At 34.7% G+C, this 20,162-nt stretch carries 13 protein-coding genes; 11 read left to right on the forward strand and 2 right to left on the reverse strand.

What is annotated here, in order from left to right:
- The coding region (gene zupT / locus EA412_13775) for a zinc transporter ZupT (GenBank protein TVR76345.1) at window positions 1-789 on the reverse strand (789 nt) is incomplete at its 3' end.
- A 205-nt stretch (window positions 790-994) separates the two neighbouring features.
- Between zupT and EA412_13780 the strand changes: the two genes are divergently transcribed.
- Window positions 995-2,146 carry a glycerol acyltransferase gene (locus EA412_13780; protein ID TVR76346.1) on the forward strand — a complete coding sequence of 384 codons (1,152 nt, stop codon included), beginning with the start codon at window positions 995-997 and terminating at the stop codon, window positions 2,144-2,146.
- Window positions 2,147-2,318: 172 nt separating this feature from the next.
- Entirely contained in the window at window positions 2,319-2,831 is a 513-nt protein-coding gene (locus tag EA412_13785) for a response regulator (protein ID TVR76347.1), read from the forward strand.
- Here EA412_13785 and EA412_13790 read toward each other — a convergent pair.
- On the reverse strand, window positions 2,828-3,544 hold the full coding sequence (locus EA412_13790) for a (Fe-S)-binding protein (protein TVR76348.1): 717 nt from the start codon (window positions 3,542-3,544) through the stop codon (window positions 2,828-2,830). The genes EA412_13785 and EA412_13790 overlap by 4 nt on opposite strands.
- Window positions 3,545-3,982: 438 nt before the next feature.
- Between EA412_13790 and EA412_13795 the strand changes: the two genes are divergently transcribed.
- From EA412_13795 to EA412_13835, 9 genes are all read left to right on the forward strand, one after another.
- The gene (locus EA412_13795) at window positions 3,983-5,680 is read left to right on the forward strand and encodes a glycerol-3-phosphate acyltransferase (GenBank protein TVR76349.1); all 1,698 of its coding nucleotides are present in this window, start codon (window positions 3,983-3,985) and stop codon (window positions 5,678-5,680) included.
- The gene (locus tag EA412_13800; GenBank protein ID TVR76358.1) at window positions 5,658-6,713 is read left to right on the forward strand and encodes an NAD(P)-dependent glycerol-3-phosphate dehydrogenase; all 1,056 of its coding nucleotides are present in this window, start codon (window positions 5,658-5,660) and stop codon (window positions 6,711-6,713) included. The genes EA412_13795 and EA412_13800 overlap by 23 nt, the downstream gene beginning before the upstream one ends.
- A gap of 11 nt (window positions 6,714-6,724) precedes the next feature.
- Window positions 6,725-8,368 carry a M1 family peptidase gene (locus EA412_13805; GenBank protein TVR76350.1) on the forward strand — a complete coding sequence of 548 codons (1,644 nt, stop codon included), beginning with the start codon at window positions 6,725-6,727 and terminating at the stop codon, window positions 8,366-8,368.
- A gap of 184 nt (window positions 8,369-8,552) precedes the next feature.
- Window positions 8,553-10,832 carry a TonB-dependent receptor gene (locus EA412_13810; GenBank protein ID TVR76351.1) on the forward strand — a complete coding sequence of 760 codons (2,280 nt, stop codon included), beginning with the start codon at window positions 8,553-8,555 and terminating at the stop codon, window positions 10,830-10,832.
- A gap of 25 nt (window positions 10,833-10,857) precedes the next feature.
- Complete coding sequence (gene bamD / locus EA412_13815; GenBank protein ID TVR76352.1) at window positions 10,858-14,004, forward strand: outer membrane protein assembly factor BamD; 3,147 nt, start codon at window positions 10,858-10,860, stop codon at window positions 14,002-14,004.
- A gap of 10 nt (window positions 14,005-14,014) precedes the next feature.
- Complete coding sequence (locus EA412_13820) at window positions 14,015-15,646, forward strand: hypothetical protein (protein TVR76353.1); 1,632 nt, start codon at window positions 14,015-14,017, stop codon at window positions 15,644-15,646.
- Between the two features lie 80 nt (window positions 15,647-15,726).
- The gene (locus EA412_13825; protein ID TVR76354.1) at window positions 15,727-16,761 is read left to right on the forward strand and encodes a hypothetical protein; all 1,035 of its coding nucleotides are present in this window, start codon (window positions 15,727-15,729) and stop codon (window positions 16,759-16,761) included.
- A complete protein-coding gene (gene rpe / locus EA412_13830) occupies window positions 16,751-17,422 on the forward strand; it encodes a ribulose-phosphate 3-epimerase (protein TVR76359.1) in 672 nt (223 codons plus the stop codon). Before EA412_13825 ends, rpe begins: the two co-directional genes overlap by 11 nt.
- 8 nt (window positions 17,423-17,430) lie before the next feature.
- Window positions 17,431-19,935 carry a TonB-dependent receptor gene (locus EA412_13835; protein TVR76355.1) on the forward strand — a complete coding sequence of 835 codons (2,505 nt, stop codon included), beginning with the start codon at window positions 17,431-17,433 and terminating at the stop codon, window positions 19,933-19,935.
- The last annotated feature ends 227 nt before the right edge of the window (window positions 19,936-20,162 follow it).

Consider the following 20,162-nt stretch of genomic DNA (forward strand, 5'->3'; position numbering starts at 1 on the left):
TGCCATGACAGCCATGCCGCTTATTAGGCCATAAATTGCATTATGATGTTTTCCATAGCGATGTGCCATAGGCAGTAACTGATCCAATGCAATGAAAACCATTATTCCGGAAATGCCCGCAAATATGTACCCAAACATCTTATCGTCAAAAATATTAAACAGCAAAAGGTAACCTATCAAAGCTCCTATCGGCTCCGCCAAACCTGAAAGAAATGAAAATAACAGAGCTTTTGTCTTGCTTTTAGTAGCATAGTAAATCGGTACGGCAACAGCAACCCCCTCCGGTATATTGTGAATCGCAATTGCTATTGAAAGACTGACACCAAGTGAAGGGTCTTGCAAAGTAGCAAAAAAAGTAACCAAACCTTCCGGAAAATTGTGGATAGTAATCGCCAATGCCGATAATAAACCTAAACGATACAATTTTGCTTTTTCAATATCGTCATCTATAGTATCAATTTTTCCTAAAAAATGAACCTCATGCGGATTTTCAGGTTTCGGAATCATTTTGTCGATTAAAGCAATTAAAGCTATACCAACAAAAAAAGATAAAACAGCAAAAATGTAAGCACCTTTTTCAGAATATGACTCCTCCAGAGCACTTATTGATTTTGGAAAAATCTCTATAAATGAAACATATAACATCACGCCCGCAGAAAATCCCAAGGCAGCTGATAAAAAGCCGGGTTTGAATTTTTTACTGGAAAAAGCAATAAGGCCACCAATTCCTGTTGATAAGCCGGCAAACAAAGTTAAGCCAAAAGCCAATAATAGATGTTCCTGATTCATCTGTGGGAGTGGTATTTAAATCATTTTTACTAATGCAAAAATATAAATTTAGACTTATCTAAAATAATTTTTAACAACTTAATTTTTCTTTTAAACAAAAGGAACTCAATCAATTCTAAAATAAAAGTCTATTTAGCGTCATTAATAGAATAGCAGATAAAAAATTGTAATTTTGAGAAATTTTTAAAAATGATGTGATGACGGCATGAATGAGTTTAGATTTGATGACATAAGACCATACAGAGATTCTGAAGTTAATGATGCTGTTCGTTTATTACTGAATGACAAAACTTTTCGTTTTTTGTTAGAATATCTGTTTCCCGGCCAAAAACCTGATGAATGGATAAAAAAAGCTGAAAATATAAATAGTGTTAGAGGCTTTCAGGAAATTATCATGTATCCCTTTACAAAAGAATTACTTCAAAAAAGTTCTTCAGGGATTACTTTTGATGGTTTAGAAAAACTTAAAAAAGATAAAGCATACCTATATATCTCTAACCACCGCGATATTATACTGGATTCTGCCATTTTAAATGTCTTATTATATGAAAACAATTTAGACACTTGCGAGATTGCAATAGGAAATAACTTATTGCTAAATGAATGGATTACCCTTTTTGTGAAACTAAATAAAAACTTTATAGTGCGCCGTGACTTAAGTGGACGTCAGTTATTTGAACATTCTCAAACCCTTTCTCATTATATTCGTCAGCAAATTACCCAACATGACACTTCTGTATGGATCGCTCAGCGTGAAGGCCGAACAAAAGACGGGAATGACAAAACCCAGCAAGGGGTCTTAAAAATGCTGGGAATCTCCGGAGAAAACGATTTTTACCAAAATTATTCTTCTATAAGAATTGCTCCAATGGCCATTTCTTATGAATACGACCCTTGCGATATTCTAAAAGCAAAACAACTGTACTTAAAAAACAAAGGGTTTTCAATCAAACGTAACAAAGATGATTTGAGAGATATCCTTCAGGGTTTAACCGGTATAAAAGGACGCATCCATCTTTCGCTGGGTAAAATCGTAGATGAAAAACTTAAGGAAATAGCTACCATCAAAAATAAAAATAAACAACTTTTTCTGCTGGCAGATTTAATTGATCAGCGAATCCATAAGAACTATAAGCTTTGGCCAACCAACTACATAGCTTATGACCGAATCTATACTCCCAAATACAGTGAAGAATACACTAAAGAAGACTGTGAAATGTTTGATGAACATTTAAGAAAACAATCTGAAAAATTTAATACGGCTAAAGATGAGATTTACCGGTTAATATTAACCTGTTATGCCATGCCTGTATTAAACAAAGCCCGTTTAAAAGACGAAGAAATGCTTTCTCTCTAAGAATTAATTAAATGTCAGTAAAGTAAATCAGCTATAGTAGAGAAAAATAATTAACAAAAACGCTAATAATTTTTCAATTTATTCCTTTTTTAGTTTTTTTTATATATCTTAATAGCAGTTTTCATGATTGTTGTATATTGTATTTATATTTTTTAATCTAAAACCTTTCCTTATGAACGAGCATAGACCTTATAAAGTTTTCATCGTGGATGATGACAACAAGCATCTGGTAATGATGGAACAAAAATTACCGGAAAATTTTAACTATACTGTGAATGTCGAAACATTTACAAATGGTAAAGATTGTGTAGCAAAGCTGGATGAAAATCCGGATGTCATTATTTTGGATTACTATTTTTCAAATAATGAAAATAATGTAGAAACCGGAATTGATGTACTGAAGCAAATAAAGCAAAAAAAGGACGACATTCCTGTTATCATGATGTCTCATCAGGACAAACTGGAAATCGCCATAGCTTGTTATGATTACGGTGCAACAGACTATGTTATAAAAAATGACTCTGCTGTATTACGTACACAATTAATTTTAAAAAATATTTTTCAGCAAATACATGCAGAAGAATTAAACTTGCTTATTAAAGAAGGTGCACGAAAAACATCTATTCTTTTAGGTATTTTTATTGTATTGCTGACAATAGCTATTTTAATTGTAGTTTTTCGCTAATTTTTAGAAGTTAATACTTCTGAAATATGCAATGCTTGCAAAGGATAATTTTCTTTTTCAATAATTTTCCTGAAGTGCAGAAGGCATGTCATGTCCGATGATATGATTATCTCTGCATTTTTATCCAATGCTGTTTCAAGTTTACGCTTAGCCATAGTTTCTGCCATTTCCGGAAACTCTGATGAAAATTGATTGCCTAATCCGCAACACATATCGTCATTAAACTCACTAATTACTAATCCATTTACATTTTTTAAAAGAGTTCGGATATGTCCTGACTCTTTTTTTAACTTTGAAAATGAACAATGCTCATGCACTATGGCAATGGCATTTAAACCGGCATCAAAAGAAGTGACTCCGGCTACGTTTACTAAAAAATCAGAGAGTTCAAAAATATTTCGGTTTACATTTTTATAAGCATTATGCAGTGAAGCATTTTCAAACATTTCAGAATAAAAGGTTTTCACAAAGTCTGTGCAGGAACCTGAGGGAGTAACTATATAACCCTTTTCAGAAAAATCATTCAAGAACTTTTCAGCTACGTTTCTACCGGTTTTTGTTTTACCGGCCAAAAATGCCGGTTTGCCACAACAACTTTGCTCCGGATTGTAATGCACTTCACAATTTGCCTTTTTCAATATCTCTATCGTATGAAATGCAATTTCAGGGAAAAACTGATCGATATAGCAGGGTATAAAAATTTCAACCTTCATTCGTTATTCGTAATTATTTATCCAATTTACACTATTAATATAAATTTGCAAACTACATGATTTTTTTCTAAGCACTTTAAGATAATTCTGAAATATGCCTATTAAGTATCTCAGCTTATATTTAATTAATCCTCAAAGATATGAGATGGTAGCTTAATACCGTTAATTTTTGTTAAATTTGATTTTTTGAACTGAAATTTTATTACAATTTTTCTTTTTATGATGAATTGTTTTTCACTGAATAAAATGACTGTTTAAAATAACTTTGCTGTTAATTATTGCTGTTCAGTAAAATTTATGATAAAGTATTTGTTCAAGAAGAAAATACAATTGTAAAGTAAAGGGTTTGTGGATTAGCATTTTATTTTATTAATCTATTAATGCTTATAATTTAGACTAACTTTAAAAGAATTGACCCATCAATTATACCGGAATAACATGAATAAACCTAAATATAAAAATCGTTTTGAACCTATACATAAAGATGTAAAAGAGTGGCCTCTTTATAAACTAAGTCTAAAGCGATTTGAGTTTCTTCAAAATGTAAAAAAACAAAGTATTGAAAGAATAATTGACACCACCGGAGATGGAGAAACACTGCTTGACGAACTCACCAGAGTGGTCTATCTGGAAAGAATCAGGCTAACCCAAAACTCCTGGAAAGTTGACACTGAGGATGAAAAAATCTTTTGGTCAAACATGCGCAAAAAGGTATTAAACCTAAAAATTGATTTGGAAAAGAAAACACTTTCAAAAGCAGAAGTCAGAGAAGAATTAGCTTCAATAGTTGGTCGCTATACTTCAGAAATTGCCGGGCATTTTGATCCAAACATTTATGGCTTTGCCAAAAAACTGGTTCCTTTTGGGTTTTCTCGTCTATTAAATACCAATGTAGGGTTAAAAATTAAAAAGAAGTGGAACAAACGCTTCAGTATTGACAATAAAATAAATCTAACAGGGGATATTGAATTGATACGCTCCTTAGCCAAAAAAGGGACAATCATAATGGTGCCCACCCATTTTTCAAACTTAGACTCCATTATAATTGGCTGGGGAATTCACGCATTGGGATTGCCACCCTTTACTTATGGTGCAGGGTTAAACTTGTTTGGCATCCGCCTGATAGCTTACTTTATGCATCGCTTAGGAGCTTATAAAGTTGACCGCAGAAAGAAAAATTTAATTTATCTGGAGACACTCAAAACCTATTCTAACTTAGTTATACAGGAAGGCTGTCACAGTTTATTTTTCCCCGGTGGAACCAGAAGCCGGTCCGGAGTTATAGAAAAAGAATTAAAAAAAGGACTTATTGGAACAGCTATAGATGCACAGTTTAAAAATATTCAAAAAAGTGAATCAACCAATGAAGATTACACAAAAATATTTTTAGTGCCCGTAGTCATTAACTATCACTTTGTTTTGGAAGCAAAATCATTAATCGATCAGCACCTTAAATCAACCGGACAGGAATACTATCTTGTAGAAAACGATGAATATTCCACTTCTTACAGAATGTTTAAATTTGTGATGAAGTTTCTCAGTGCTTCATCCGAAGCAACTCTCTCATTCGGCAAACCAATGGACTTATTTGGAAACAAAGTAAATAGTGCCGGAGAAAGTATAGATAAGCAAGGTAAAAAAGTAGACATTAAAGATTACTTTATGCTGGACAATAACCTCAATCACAACCAGCAAAGAAATGAAGAATACACCCGACTTTTAAGTCAAAAAATTGTAAAAAGCTATCACAAATACAACACTCTTTTTTCCAGTCATTTAATAGCTTTTGCTGCTTTTGGAATTTTAAAGAAAAGGTATCGCCGATTAGATGTTTACGGACTTTTAAGATTACCGGAAGAAGATCGTATTATTGAATGGGAAGAATTTATGTATGTTATAAATAAGTTGTTGACCCGATTAGAAACCATGAAAGCAAAGAAGAAGATTTTATTGGACAAAGTTTTCAAAAAGAATGCTGAAGAAATCGTTAATCACGGGCTTAAAAACCTGGGAATTTATCATGATAAACGGCCTTTGTACAAAACAAAAGAAGGCAATCTGAACAGTGAGGATATTAATTTATTGTTTTATTACCATAACAGAACCATTGGATATAAACTTGAAAAATACATCTGAAAAGCCGGTAGGCGTTATAGGAGCAGGCAGCTTTGGCACAGCCATTGCGAATTTATTGGCAGTAAATAACAAAGTCTATTTATATGCCAGAAGAGAGGCTGTTGTCGAAAATATCAATACCCAACGCTTAAATGCAGGACAAAAAATACATCCCGGTGTTACAGGTACCGGTGACATTAAAAAAGTAGTTGACGAATGTACGTTATTATTTCCAACGGTACCGGCCTCAACATTCAGGGACATGATTAAAGATATTTCACCTTTTCTGAACCCTTCTCATATTTTAATTCATGGCACCAAAGGTTTAGATGTTAATATTAAAGACTGGAATCTTATGGAAGTAAAAAAACCACTTCCCAGAAATAAGATTTTAACCATGTCTGAAATCATCCGGAGAGAAAGTTCAGTCATAAGAGTAGGCTGCATGTCAGGACCAAACTTAGCGAAAGAAATTTCTGAAAATAAACCTGCCGCAACTGTTATTGCCAGCAAATTTGAAGAAGTTATAAAAGCCGGAGAAAAAGCAATTCGCAGTCCGAACTTTCAGGTTTATCAAAATTATGATATCACAGGTGTAGAATTGGCCGGCACTTTAAAAAACATTATTGCCATAGCATCCGGGGTTCTTAGTGGGCTGGATTTAGGCGAAAATGCAAAATCATTGCTTATTACTAAAGGGCTGGGAGAAATGATACGTTTAGGAGTAACTCTTGGAGGAACCAGGGAAGCCTTTCTTGGTTTAGCCGGTATAGGAGATGTCATTGCTACATCAACCAGTAACACCAGCCGTAACTATACAGTAGGATATCGCCTGGCAAAGGGAGAAACCTTAGAACACATTCTAAATACTTCCGAAGAAGTAGCTGAAGGAGTACAAACAGTTAGAATCACAAAGTTTTTAGCCGATTACTATAAAGTAAGGACGCCCATTTTACAAGTGGTCTACAAAGTTTTATTTGAAAATATGCCGGTCAAAAACGGTTTAAAATATCTAATGACTTACCCTTTCCATCTGGATGTAGATTTTTTATAATTGAGATTTTTATGAAAAAAATATTTTTTACAGCATTTTTTTTCTCTTTGATACTTACTAGTATAGCAAATAACTTCACAGAATCTGATAGATTGAGAGGACACTGGTCTCTTGAGCGATTTGCTTATAAAGTTCATTTCTATGATTTAGCTTTTGAATTATTTCCGGATGAAAAAAGAATAAGCGGCCAAAACACCATTCACTTTACATTAACTGAAGAAACGGAAAAAATCCAATTGGATTTAGTTCCGGAGATAAATATTACCAATATTTTTTGGGAAGAAACCGGATTACATTTTGAAAGAAACGAGCGGGCCGTTTTTGTTTTATTGCCTGAGAATATGCAACTAAATAAACGATATAAAATTACTGTCTTTTTTGAGGGCCAACCACCGGAAGCTATAAATCCGCCGTGGCAGGGTGGCTTAGTATGGTCTGAAGATAAATACGAAAATCCCTGGATTGGTGTTGCGGTTCAATCTGACGGGGCTTCAATGTGGTGGCCGGTAAAAGATCATTTTAACGAAAAGGCAGATAGCGTAAGAATAAGCTGTACCCTCCCCGATTCACTGGACTGTATTTCAAACGGGCAATTTTTAAAAAAACAACAGCTTGAAAATAACCGGAAGAGATTTGAATGGTTAATCTCTTATCCCGTGGTGCCTTATAATGTCACTTTTTATGCCGGTAAATATCATTTTTTTACGGATGAATTTAATAGTGTCAATAATAAAAAAGTTGACCTGAACTATTACGTTTTACCACACAATTCTGAGTTAGCTCAAAAATATTTTAAACAAGTTGCTTTTACCTTAGATTGTTTTGAGCAATTTTTTGGTCCCTACCCCTTTCCGCGCGATGGCTATAAATTAGTCGAAGCACCTTATGCAGGAATGGAGCATCAAAGCGGCATCGCGTATGGAAATCAATTTAAAAAAGGATACTTAGGCTATGACCTTACAGGTAGTAATCTGGAGTTAGATTATATTATTGTTCACGAAACAGCTCATGAGTGGTGGGGCAATTTTATAACTGCAAAAGATATAGCAGACATTTGGATACATGAAGCTCTGGCAACTTATGCAGAGATTTTATATGTTGAATGTTATTTCAGTGAAGAAGCTGTAAAGAAGTTTTTACAACAAAAAAGGCAAGGAATAAGAAACGATCGACCTATCAGGGGCACCCCCGGGTATTTTGACAAAGGTTCTCAGGATATGTACACCAAAGGAGCAATGATTATTCATACCCTGCGGTCTGCAATTGATAATGACAGTATATTTTTTGAGATTTTTAATTCATTGACAGACAAATTTGCTTACGGGCATATAGATACCGATTCATTTATAGGAACTATTAATCAGACAACACAAAATGACTGGAGTGATTTTTTTGACTTTTACATACATGGAACAAAGCTTCCGGTTTTAGAATTTAAAAAAACAAGCAGAAGGCGAAATGTAACTATTCAGTACCGATGGAGCAATGAAAATGCAAAACTGAATTTTCCGGTAAAAGTTAAATTAGATGGCAAAAACTATGCATTTATTCAACCTACAGATAATTGGCAGGAAATTAAAATAACAAGAGCTGAATTTAAAGAATTTAAAGTTGACACAAATAATTTTTTAATAGAGCTAAATAAACGGAATTAATTTTCATGTTAAATTATCATTTAATCACCATTTTCAAAAAGTGATGCTGCATAGTACCGTATTTTAGCTCATTTTGTGTAATTTTTTCGATTTTCAAGAGTTTGTTGTGGATAAGAAACTTTAATAAAGTTAATTTTCAAGAATTTAATCCTTTAGGTTTGTATTTTTGAAGCAAATTCTAAAAATGAGATCGAATCAAGCAGCTAAATACATCTTTACTATTTGTTTATTCTTACTGGTAACTGATGTTTTTGGGCAACGTGGAGTAGTCAGAGGGTTTATTTATGATGAAGAATCGGATGAACCCATGATTTTCACGAATATATTATTGGAAGGAACCGGTAAGGGTGCAACTACAGATTTAAATGGTTTTTTTACAATTTCCGGAATTGAACCCGGAAACTACACTCTGATGAGTACCTACATTGGATATGACACTATCCGTTTAGATATTGAAGTTAAAGCTGATCAGATGTTAACTAAACAAATCAGGCTGAGACCTTCTGCTATTGACCTGGCAGGTGTTGAAATATCAGCTGAAAGAGAATCTTACCGGACTGAAGTAAAAATCAGTACTCAAAAAATAAGCACTCAAAATATAAGACAACTGCCCTCTGTAGGCGGGGAACCCGACATTGCTCAATTTTTACAAGTCTTGCCGGGTGTTATAACAACCGGTGACCAGGGCGGACAAATTTATATAAGAGGGGGTTCACCTGTTCAAACCCGTTTTCTGCTAGATGGAATTACTGTCTATAACCCTTTTCACTCTATAGGTCTGTTTTCAATTTTTGAAACAGAAACAGTTAGGAATGTAGATGTAATGACCGGAGGGTTTAATGCCGAATACGGAGGTAGAATTTCAGCTATAGTAGATGTAAGAACAAGAGACGGTAACAGCCGAAGGTTTTCAGGTTTAGTATCAGGAAGTCCGTTTATGACACGCGCAATGTTAGAAGGTCCTATTTTTCGTTCAGAGGACGGTTCATCCCGTTCATCATTTATAGTTGCAGGTAAACATTCTTATTTAGACAGAGTTTCCCCTACCCTTTACGGGTTTATAGAAGAAGATGGCTTACCTTATAGTTTTACGGATGTTTACGGAAAAGCACGCTTTGGTTTTGGAACGGGTTCCAGCCTTAGTTTTTCCGGATTCCACAATAGAGATCAGGCTAATTTTGGAGGCATCACAGACTTTGGTTGGGAAGCAACCGGTATAGGAACGAATTTTATTTTGGTTCCTGGTGCTGCAAATGCTTTAATTACCGGTCACATTTCATACTCTGATTATTTTATTGAACAAACTGAAACCGACCAACAACCCAGAAAAAGTGGAATCAGCGGCATCAATCTGAATATAAACTTTATATATTTTCAACCCGATGCAGAATTGAGATATGGTATTGAATTTGACGGATTCCAAACAGACTTTGAATTTTTTAATGAAAGTGGAATTCGCTTTGATCAAAGCACTAATAACACCGAATTAGGTGGTTACGTCAGATATAAAGCAAATGTAAATGACTGGGTAATCGACCCGAGCCTTCGTATTCAATATTACGGAACTCTTTCTGATTTCTCTTTTGAGCCCAGACTTGGACTTAAGTATAATGTGTCGGAAACTTTCAGATTAAAAGCAGCTACAGGCTGGTATTCCCAAAACTTAATCAGTACAAAATCAGACAGAGATGTTGTTGATTTATTTACCGGCTTTTTATCTGCTCCTGACGTAAATTTAGTTGATACTGACGGTAACACAGCCAGTCATAAGTTGCAAAAATCTTTTCACTTGATTACAGGTTTGGAATGGGATATAACCAGAAATATACAGTTTGATTTTGAACCTTATTATAAAAGATTCAATCAATTAATCAATATTAACCGTAACAAAATTCTACCTTCTGACCCGGATTACACAGTAGAGACAGGTGATGCATACGGTTTAGATTTTTTGGTTCAATATAACAGAAGTAGTTGGTTTGTTTGGGCAACATACTCCCTTGGCTGGATTAATCGCTTTGACGGTGAACAGGAATATCCACCACATTTTGACAGAAGACATAATGCAAATATAATTACCGCCTATACCTTCGGTAAAAACAACAATTGGGAATTAGGGCTCAGATGGAACTTAGGAAGTGGTTTTCCATTTACCAAGACCGCCGGATTTTTCGAAGAACTTAGTTTTGCTGATGGTCTGAATACTGATTATACCGGTCAAAACGGAAATTTAGGTATTATATATTCAGACTCACTAAATACAGGTAGATTGCCATATTATCATCGTATGGATATTTCACTAAAAAGGACTTTTGACATTTCCAGAACTGTAAAAATGGAAGTCGCAGGCAGTGTTACGAATGTTTATAACAGGGAAAATATATTTTATTTCGATAGAGTGCGTTATCAAAGGGTTAATCAATTTCCAATATTACCATCTTTATCGGTTTCACTGTCATTTTAATTGTACGCTTAAATTCTATAAATAAATGAAAACGAGATTATCTGTTTTAACCATAAGCTTTTTACTGCTATTCTTTTCTTTGCCTGCTTTAGCTCAGGAAAGTATGTTTTACAGTGACCCATATCGTACCTATAGAAAAGGAGTGGAGAATTTTGAAAATAAAAATTTCGTAGTTGCCAGAAAGTATTTTGAAGATGTTAAAGTACAACTTGAACAATCTAATCAAAGGCCTCCCCTTTTTATAGAAACAAATACTGACTTTTATCTGGCTGTTTGCGCCGTTGAATTATTTCAGCCTGATGCAGAAAAATTACTGAAAGAATATATCGCAAAATATCATGAAATCCCGCAAAAAAGATTTGCTTACTACCAATTAGGCAGGTATTATTTTAGAAATCGTCAGTTTGCAGATGCCATCACATGGTTTGAGCGAGTAGAAATTGATGATTTGGAAAACAGAGATATTGCCAAGTTTAAGTTTCAATTAGGTTACAGTTATTTTACCCGTCAAAATATGTCTTTGGCAAAAAGAAACCTCAGAGATGTCAGAAATGTACAAAATCGTTACTATTATCCATCCAATTACTACTACGGATACATTGCTTTTACTGAAAAAGATTATGATGAGGCGCTAAAAAGCTTTGAAAGGGTTGAAGAATCCAGAATTTATCAAAGAGTTATACCTTATTACATTAGTCAAATTCGCTTTTTTAGAGGTGAATATGAAGAAGTGATTCGCTACCTGCAGCCATTGATAGAAAATAGAAATTTACAGTATTATAATGAGCTGAGACTTATATTAGGCAGAAGTTACTTTGAATTGAGAAACTTTTCAGAAGCGCTTCCTCACCTTGAGTACTATGTTGAAAACTCCAGAAGTGTTCCAAAATCTGATATCTATCAACTCGCTTTTGCTCAGTATCAAAACAAAGAATATGAAAAAGCAATCAGAAACTTCAGACAGCTAACTACTGTGGAGGATTCGCTTGGGCAACAGGCCATGTACATATTGGGAGATTGTTATCTGAAAATAGGAGATAAATCTGCATCCAGAAATGCATTTCAACAAGCATCCAGGCTTGATTTTGATAGCTTTGTGAAAGAACAATCTCTTTTTAACTACGGTAAACTATCTTATGAATTGGGATTTGAAAGAGAAGCTATTCAAACATTAAATGCTTTTATAGATAACTATCCTCAGTCCGATCATGTAGAGGAAGCCAGGAGCTTACTTACAGATGCATTTTTAAATGCTGCCAATTATGCGGAGGCTTTACGCACTATAGAATCTATCAGCGACAGAAGTCCCAGAATACTCAGAGTATATCAGCAAGTTGCTTTTTATCGCGCTCTGGAGCTTTTTAATGATAATAATTTACAGGAAGCTTATCAACTGATGGATGTTTCTCTCAGGAATCCTATAAATGGAGGATTACAGGCCTTAGCCTACTTCTGGAAAGGGGAAATTGATTATAAACTCAAAAGATATCCGGCAGCTGTTCAGAATTATTTGAATTATGTTCAAATAGCAAATCGTGAAGGTGCACAAAATGCAGAGGCTAATCTTAGAAATGCTTATTACGGACTTGGATACAGCTATCTGATGCAGGAAGATTTCAGAAGAGCACTCAGAAACTTTAATCAGGTGCTGGAAACTTCTCAAGCCGGCATAGCTTCAGGGCAAACAGGCAGACAAATTTCTAATGATGCACTTTTGAGAGCTGCCGATGCGCACTTTATACTCAGAGAATATGATGAAGCTCTTGCAAAATACGACCGATTGATACAGGCAAATGTATCCGGAACTGACTACGCACTCCTTCAAAAAGCTATGTTATTTGGCCTTAAAAACAAACCTCAGGATAAAATCAGCACTCTACAAAGCTTAATTAGGAATCACAGCCGGTCAATATATTTAGACGATGCCATTTACGAAACAGGACTGACCTACCTTCAACTTCAAGATTTTAATAATGCTAAAACACAATTTAATACTATTGTTAGAAATCACAGAAACAGTCAGTTTTTAGCAAATGCTTATTTAAATCTCGGACTTATTAATTTCAATCAGGGCAATTTTAATGATGCGGTTGAAAATTATAAACAAGTAATCGAAAACTTTCCGCGAACAGAAGAATCCAGAGAAGCTCTTTCTGCAGTAAAAGAAGTTTCCATAGAAATGGGGCAGCCCGATGTCTATATTCGGATTTTAGAATCTACACCGGGAGGTCAGGTTTCTGTTTCTTTAAAAGATTCTGTGACATTTATGTCTGCTGAAAGATATTATATCAATAATGATTGTGCAAATGCTATAAGAGCGCTTGATCAATACCTGAGTGAGTTTTCAGATGGATTTTTCTTACTTCAGGCAACTTTTTTCAGAGCAGAATGCCTTTATCGTGAAGGAAGATTTGAAAAAGCTTTGGTAGACTATGAAACCTTGATTAATATGCCTTTCACCAGATATACTGAAAGGTCTCTTTTGAGAGCTTCTTCCATGAATTACAATAAGTTTGAAAATTATGAGAAAGCTTTTGATCAGTTTAAAAGCTTACTGGATATTGCCACTATTAAAGAAAATAACTACAATGCATTGCTTGGATTAATGCGTTCTGCTATCTATTTAGACCGCTTTTCAGATATACAAAAATATGCGGCAATGCTGCTGGAAGATCCTCAAGCAACAGAGAGCCATAAAACAGAAGCTTATTTTTATTTAGGTAAAGCTTCCTTTGAGCAAAATAAACTTGATGACGCTATCGTGAACTTCACTATTACTGCTGAAAGAACCCGAAATATTTTAGGAGCTGAAGCCAGATACCACATCGGGTTGATACAATTTAAGCGGGAAAGTTATGAAAGCTCAAAAGCTACTGCTCTCGAAATAATTAATGCCAGTCCTACATACGAAAAGTGGCTGATTAAAAGTTTAATACTACTTGCGGATAATCATTATAAATTGGATGAAAACTTTCAGGCTAAAGCGACTCTTCAAACTGTTTTAGACAATTACCAGGGAGAAGATTTAAGAGCTGAAGCACAAATGAGATTGGATAAAATACTGAAAGAGGAAGCCGAGGACAGTAAAATTCAAACAGAAAGCTATTTTGATGAATTTATTGAGATAGATGATATAGAAGAAGATAATGACGACTTTTTCGAACAACCTTAAAAATCAGATTATGTATACATATAAAAATATTTTTCTTACAGCAATGATGTTTTTCATTCCATTTGCAAATTTGATTGCGGAGGAAGAAAGTGAAAGTCAAAATGGAATTGGTAGTGACGACATAGTAGTCAGAACAACATACACCCCACTGATTGCAGATGCCACTAAGGTTACATTTTCAGCAAGTATAGAATCTGAAAAAATTGAACCTCCTACATTAAGATATAGCTTACCGGTTCAGTTGATTCCGGTTACCTACGAACAACCTAATATAAGACCGATAGCAATTCCACAGGAAAGACCTCAACCCGGAAAATCTTCTTATGCACGCTTAGGGTTTGGCACACAACTTTCACCTCTTGTTGAAGTGCTTTACACAGGCGGACAAACCGAGCGTTTTACTTTTGGCGGTTACTTTAATCACCATTCAGCCAGAGGCGGAATGGATTTTCAGACCTTTGGAAAAAATAATATTCATTTTTTTACTGATTACTTCTTTGACAGAATAAAAATTGATGCCCGTGCCGGTTATAATAATCATATTGTCCACTACTACGGATTCCCTGAAGATTCAGTTTTTAATAAAAGCGATGTGAGACAAAGTTTTAATGAGTATTTTATAGAAGCAAATCTGAGAAACACGAAAGACAACAGAGCTAATATAGATTATTACCTGGGAATGTCAGCCGATTATTTTACGGACAGATACGATGCTACTGAAGTAGGAGCAAAAGTTTATGCTAAATTCCATAAAACCTTCAGAAATAAACATTATATTGATTTTATCTTTAGTGTTGATCATGTAAACTTTGAAAGTCCAACGACTGATTATCAAAAGAACCTGATTGCAATTAATCCCCATTATACCTTTTTTGATGAATCATGGAGGTTAACAGCGGGTTTAAACGGAACTTTTGAAGGAAATGTATTTCACCTCTTTCCACATTTAAGTACTGAAAAAACAATTATTGGACAGCAAGTAATCTTTTACAATGGCTGGAAGAGATATCTTGATGTAAACCGGTATAAGTTTTTAGCTGAAGAAAATTATTTTATTGATAATGATTTAGAAATCAAAAACCCCAGAATTGAAGAAAGATTTGCGGGTTTTAAAGGTACTGTAATAAATAACCTGGCCTACGATGCCCGCTTCACTCAAAAAATTGTTGAGAACCAACCGCTTTTTGTAAACAATCCAAACAACATCAAGAAATTTAATACTATTTATGAAAAAAGAATGAATATAGTCAATCTGCATGCTTCAGTTTCATATCATTTAAGTAACAAGCTAAATTTTCTTTTAGAAGCTGATTATTACAGACACGAACTAGACGAGGAAGAAAAAGCATGGCATATGCCTTCGTTTAAAATGAAGTTTGCTACCGGTTATAATATCGGGGATAAAATAATTTTAAGCAGTGAAATTTATGGTGTAGACGGTGTATATGCAAAGCTACCTAATGACGAAGCTTTAAAATTAAATGGCCTTTTTGATTTAAATATCGGAGCTACATATCATTTTTCTAATCATTTATCCTTTTTTGGGCAGGTTAATAATATTGCTTCTATTAAACATGAGAGGTGGTATCGCTATCCAACTTATGGGTTTAATGCTATGATTGGTGCAACCTTAAGTTATTAATTTTTATTTAAGCAGAAATTGTTTTTGTAAATTGAGCAGACAAGCCTATTTTTGATTCTATAACTATATTTAAAAAATTTATGCAAAGCAAATTTCATACAAGGTTAAATTATATAAAGGAAATCCTTACTTACGAGCAATGTGTCGTAATTCCGGGAGTTGGTGGTTTTATCACCGATTATTTACCGGCCAGAATTTCAACAAACCAAAGTCTGATTTCCCCACCATGGAAATCAGTGGCTTTTAATATCCGTTTAATCAATAATGATGGAATATTATCTGCTTATTTCAGAAAGAAAGAAAATATATCATCTGATGTTGCTAACATTGAAGTAGCAAAGTTTGCTTCCGAAATAAAAAATAAGCTTAAAAACAATGAGACAATTCTTTTCCCGGGGCTTGGTTCATTAACTTTCATAAATAATGAAAGTCCGCTATTTAAACCTTTGGACAAACCGGAAATCTGTAAAGAATCTTTTGGATTAAAAACTATCACTGCACACCCTGCATTTGCAAAGGAAAATAAAATAGAAAAAAAACAAAGCGAAAAGGTTTTTACCGGACAAAATACAGAAAACGCAAACCGAAAAGCAAAAAGAAAAAGCAGAAATCCGAGACGTTTCATTTTCTTGTCTGCACTTCTAATACTTTTTAGTTTAATGTACTTTAAAGTGGGTGTTGAACACCTTAATTTACAGCAATTTGGATTTAGCTTTCCTACTACCTGGCAACCCGACTTGAACAAAGCACTTCAGGAGTCGGTTAAAGAAATACAAAACGAAGAATCTATTCAGATTAGCAATGAAGACTTACCGGAACCGGAAGACAGACTGAACCATCACCAAACATATTTCGAAGACTATAATGAAGGATATTTTATTATTCTGGCTTCTTTTCAAAGTAAAAACAGAGCAGAAAGGTATTTAAATCAAATGAAAAAAGATTTTAACCTTGATTTTCAAATTATACCACATGAGCATTTTGATTTTTTCAGAGTAGGCTACTATTCAGGAAAAGATTACCTGCAAAGTGAAACGGAACTTAATGATTTTACGAAAAAAGGTATTGAAGGCGCCTGGTTAATCTATAATAAAACGGATGAACATGCATCATAAAATTGCTCCCTCTATACTATCAGCAGATTTTGGGAAGCTTGATGAAGCTATAGAAATGCTAAATCAAAGTGAAGCAGACTGGATACATGTGGATATAATGGATGGAGTTTTTGTACCAAATATCAGTTTTGGATTCCCGGTTTTGGAAGTTTTGGCTGAAAAAACTAAAAAACCTTTAGATGTGCATTTAATGATTACAGAACCTGAAAGGTACATAGATAGATTTTGTGAATTCAATCTTCATTGTCTTACTGTTCATTATGAAGCATCGGTTCATTTAAACAGAACGCTTACATCCATTAAAGAAAAAAATGTACTAGCCGGAGTTGCCATAAACCCTTCCACACCGGTTCATATGTTGGATGACATCTTGGAACTAAGTGACTTAATTTGTCTGATGTCGGTTAATCCGGGATTTGGCGGACAATACTTTATTGAAAATACCCTTCAAAAAATTAGTACTTTAAAAAATAAAATACAACAAAAGAACGCTTCAACTCTCATAGAAATTGATGGAGGAGTAACAGACAAAAATTTTGAAAAAATCTTATTAGCCGGAGCTGATGTATTAGTAGCCGGAAGTCAGGTTTTTAAAGCCCCCTCTCCTGTTTCGATGATTAAAACATTAAAAAGCAAAGCCGGGAATACCCGAATTGCATAAAAGTAAATATGCTCAGAATATTAGGAATACTGTTTTTTTGGAGTTTTACAAATCTGCTCTTCAGTCAGGAACAGGGAGTTCTAAGCGGAGTGGTTAAAGACGAAACAGGAAACGTGCTTCCCGGAGCTAATATAATTGCAATAAGTGCTGAAGAAACTACGGGTACTTCCACAACTAACAGAGGCGCCTTTCGGTTAAACCTGCAAGCTGAGACCGAGTACATGCTAGTCATTTCTTACCTAGGTTACAAAAGTGACACTACGCAATTAATCTTACAAAGTAATGAAGAAAAGGTGCTCAATTTTCAATTTGATGAGAGTGCTATTGCTTTGACACAAATTGAAATTACAGACCAGCAGATAAGGGAAACTCCGGGCATGATAAAAATGGATGTACAGTCCATAGAACGCATACCAAATCCTGCAGGTGGTTTAGAAGCTGCTTTACGCTCTCAGGCATTGGGTGTTACAGGAATGAGTGAACTAAGCTCTACCTATTCTGTGCGAGGTGGCAACTTTGATGAAAACCTTGTGTATATCAATGATCTTCAAGTTTACAGACCTTTTCTAATTCGTTCAGGTGAGCAGGAAGGTCTAAGTGTTATTAATCCCGATATGGTTAGCAATGTAATGTTTTCATCCGGTGGTTTTTCAGCTAAATACGGTGATAAAATGTCTTCTGTTTTAGATATTCAATATAAGCGTCCCCGTGGCTTTGGTGGCTCGGTGTCCGGCAGTTTACTCGGTGGAAGTGCTCACCTGGAAGGAACGGCAATTGACGACCGTCTTACTTATCTGGCTGGTTTCAGATATCGTTCCAATAGTTATTTACTTTCAAGCCTGGACACAGAGGGTGATTATCAACCTTCTTTTACAGATTTTCAAACTTTTATAACTTATCGCATTAACGACAGATTAAGAATTGAATATCTTGGTAACTATGCCAGAAATAAATACGAATATGTACCGATAAGCAGGGAAACTACTTTTGGTGTGGTAAATAATGTATTACGTTTAAATGTATTTTTTGACGGTCAGGAAGTTGATGAATACTCTAACCTCATGCAGGCCATTTCCTTAGTCAATCAACCCAATGATAACCTTACCTTAAAATACATGGGTGCATATTACAGAATGGTCGAAAGTGAAACATTCGATATTTTAGGAGCTTATTGGTTAGACGAGATAGAAACCGATTTTGGAAGTGAGGATTTTGGCCAAACCCGCTTTAGTTTGGGAAGCGGAAGTATTCAAAACTTTGCCAGAAACCGATTACAGGCTGATATTTTTTATGCAGGTCACCTTGGAGGCTATTCATACAGTAATAACTTTTTACAATGGGGAATGAACGTCCAACACGAAAGAATTGGAGACTTAATTAATGAATGGGAAAGATTGGATTCCGCCGGATATAGCCTTCCTTTTGATACAGATCAGGTGATAATAAGTGATGTTTTAAAATCAAGTTTTGATTTAAATTCTGTTCGCACGTCGGGATTTCTGCAACACTCCTGGAGATTAGGCGGACCGAGGGACTTAGTTTTAAATACGGGGGTAAGATATAATTACTGGAATGTAAATAATGAATTTTTTGTAAATCCGAGAGTTTCTTTAGCTTTTCGCCCACTTTGGGACAGTAATATCGTCCTTCGGTTTGCCTCCGGATTATATAATCAACCTCCTTTTTACCGGGAAATGCGAAATTTAGCCGGAGAAGTAAATACTGATTTAAAATCTCAGAAAGCAATTCACTTTGTAGCCGGAGGTGATTATGATTTTACACTTTGGAATCGTCCGTTTAAGTTTGTATCTGAAATCTACTATAAATACCTCTATGACATTGTACCTTATGAATTTGACAATGTATTAATTCGATACTTTGGCACAAACAGTGCAACAGGACATGCCTATGGGATAGATATGAGGCTTCACGGCGAATTGGTTAAAGATGCTGATTCATGGATTAGCCTCTCCGTAATGAGAACAGTAGAAGATATTAAAGATGAAACTTTTATAGCGTATTTTGATGAAGAAGGAAACCGTTTTTTTCCCAACAGATTTACAATGGATCAGGTAGCCGATAGTGTTGAAATGTCTCCGGGTCTAATACCAAGACCAACAGACAGAAGAGTAAATGTCGGAATGTTTTTTCAGGACTACCTACCTAATAATGAGACCTTCAAAGTGCATCTGAACTTACTTTTTGCTACAGGATTGCCCTTTGGTCCGCCTAATAACAAAAGATATACAGATACTTTGAGAATCCCTCCCTATCGAAGAGTTGATATAGGGTTTTCTGCTCAACTGTATGACAGAGATAATCGGGAAAGCCCTCCCGGAACTTTTTTCAATAATTTGGAGTCTGTATGGGCCACTCTGGAAGTATTTAATGCTCTTGGAGTCTCCAATACTATATCTTACTTTTGGGTTAAAGACATAAGCAATACTACCTATGCCGTTCCAAATTACCTCACCGCGAGAAGAGTTAATGCACGTGTAATAATAAACTTTTAATGCAACTTCTCACTCATACTTGAAAAACTCTTAGATTATAGAGCAATTTTTATTTACTTTAACTCTCAATGTTTTAAATTTTCCTTAAAAAACTTAGCATAGTCATGCTTATTCATAATATTCTGTATTAGTGATAATTGCTTTGAAAGAATTAATCACATATCTCACATTAATTAAAAAAGTTTATCTATTTTTAAATGTTTAAATTTTGATATAACAATCAATAG

Source organism: Chitinophagaceae bacterium, assembly GCA_007695095.1.
Lineage (GTDB): Bacteria > Bacteroidota > Bacteroidia > Chitinophagales > REEL01 > REEL01.

What these genes read in the sequence shown, in the direction of transcription:
- EA412_13780 (TVR76346.1), top strand. Translation starts at nt 995, where the DNA reads ATGAATGAGTTTAGATTTGATGACATAAGACCATACAGAGATTCTGAA.
- EA412_13785 (TVR76347.1), top strand. Translation starts at nt 2,319, where the DNA reads ATGAACGAGCATAGACCTTATAAAGTTTTCATCGTGGATGATGACAAC.
- EA412_13790 (TVR76348.1), bottom strand. Translation starts at nt 3,544, where the DNA reads ATGAAGGTTGAAATTTTTATACCCTGCTATATCGATCAGTTTTTCCCT.
- EA412_13795 (TVR76349.1), top strand. Translation starts at nt 3,983, where the DNA reads ATGAATAAACCTAAATATAAAAATCGTTTTGAACCTATACATAAAGAT.
- EA412_13805 (TVR76350.1), top strand. Translation starts at nt 6,725, where the DNA reads ATGAAAAAAATATTTTTTACAGCATTTTTTTTCTCTTTGATACTTACT.
- EA412_13810 (TVR76351.1), top strand. Translation starts at nt 8,553, where the DNA reads ATGAGATCGAATCAAGCAGCTAAATACATCTTTACTATTTGTTTATTC.
- bamD (TVR76352.1), top strand. Translation starts at nt 10,858, where the DNA reads ATGAAAACGAGATTATCTGTTTTAACCATAAGCTTTTTACTGCTATTC.
- EA412_13820 (TVR76353.1), top strand. Translation starts at nt 14,015, where the DNA reads ATGTATACATATAAAAATATTTTTCTTACAGCAATGATGTTTTTCATT.
- EA412_13825 (TVR76354.1), top strand. Translation starts at nt 15,727, where the DNA reads ATGCAAAGCAAATTTCATACAAGGTTAAATTATATAAAGGAAATCCTT.
- rpe (TVR76359.1), top strand. Translation starts at nt 16,751, where the DNA reads ATGCATCATAAAATTGCTCCCTCTATACTATCAGCAGATTTTGGGAAG.
- EA412_13835 (TVR76355.1), top strand. Translation starts at nt 17,431, where the DNA reads ATGCTCAGAATATTAGGAATACTGTTTTTTTGGAGTTTTACAAATCTG.